At 60.9% G+C, this 1378-nt stretch carries 1 protein-coding gene; it reads left to right on the top strand.

The features are described from left to right. Positions 1–46 precede the first annotated feature (46 nt). A complete protein-coding gene (locus ACQUQ0_RS17530) occupies positions 47–1192 on the top strand; it encodes an ISH3 family transposase (RefSeq protein WP_435187035.1) in 1146 nt (381 codons plus the stop codon). Positions 1193–1378 lie beyond the last annotated feature (186 nt).

Below are 1378 nucleotides of genomic sequence, written 5' to 3'. Positions count from 1 at the left end.
TCAGTCGATCACATCGGGTTAGAGGAAGTGTCTGCTTTGGGAGGATGTGCAACCAACCGAAGCAGACAGCGAGATAGAGGAAGAGCACCTGCTTAATTTTGTCGTCAACAGCCTCGACGAGGAACTTGCGATAGACCTTGGTGGGGAGGTTGAGGTCACGACAGAGACCTTGTACGAGGTCCTCGCCGGCGCCAGCGCCGGCGGGACCTCGATCAACCACGTCTGCGACACGACAGCCGACTCACCGCACGCCAACACTGTCCGGGGACATCTCACCGATCAGTTCGACCTTGACACTGTTGAGGCGGTTGGAGACACGCTGCTTCAACGAGATGCGCTTGAGACACTCCCGGATCGACCGGTGGAGGTCGTCGCCGACCTCCACCTCGATCCCTACTACGGCGACGAAGACGAGACAGAAGCACTGTACTTCTCGGAAGCGAAACGGGGAACAACCGCTTTTCACGCGTACGCGACGCTCTACGCGCGGGTGCGGAACAAGCGGTATACGCTGGCGGTGCGCCAGCTTGTCGCTGGCGACACCACCAGCGATGTCCTCGCTGAGTTCCTCAAACTCCTCGACGGCCTTGACCTCGGCGTCAAGGCCGTCTACCTTGATCGCGGATTCTACAACAGCACCTGTCTCGGACTGCTGTACGCCCACAACTACGCCTACGTGATGCCGATCGTCAAGTGGGGCGAAACGATTCAAGAGGAACTCAGCACAGGCTGGAGCCGCGAGATCGAACACGGTCTCGCCGGCGAGGTGACCTTTCCCGTGTTCATCGACTGCGTCTACCAGCAGGGACGATACGACGAACACGAGGTGGCGCGTCACGGCTACGCCGCTGACGCGCCGTTCATCGACACGCCACGCGATGCCCGAGAGCACTACAGCAAGCGCTTCGGCATCGAGTCGAGCTACCGATTAGCCAACCAGAGCCTCGCATTCACCAGTTCTCAAGACGCTGGCCTGCGGCTGGTGATGTTTGTCGTGAGCCTGCTGCTCCAGAACAGCTGGCGGTATCTCCACTGGAAGTACGTGGCGGCGCCCCGCCGCGGGGGGCGCCGCCTCTGGAACTGGCCGTTCACGGAGTTCTGTGAGATGGTGCTGCGGGCCGCCTGGACAGCGCTTGGTGTGCGCAGGGCTGTTTCAGCGAACCAACCACTCGACGACCGGTTCTTCCGGTAGCTGTCCACCGATCCGGACAGCGATCGTGAGTGGCGACGCTGTCGCGTCGGCGGCAGTTCGCCGCCGACAGCGACCCCTCTCCGTCGAAACTCACCGTCCGTGCCATTTCGAGGATCAGCAATGCATCGAAGATGCAGATTCAAGCTCTACTGGAGGAGTCAGAACGGTCTCGATGTGATCGACTGA

Origin of the sequence: Halobellus sp. EA9, assembly GCF_051195055.1 — an archaeon.
Classification (GTDB): domain Archaea; phylum Halobacteriota; class Halobacteria; order Halobacteriales; family Haloferacaceae; genus Haloquadratum; species Haloquadratum rubicundus.
This window is presented reverse-complemented; position numbering and strand designations above follow the sequence as displayed.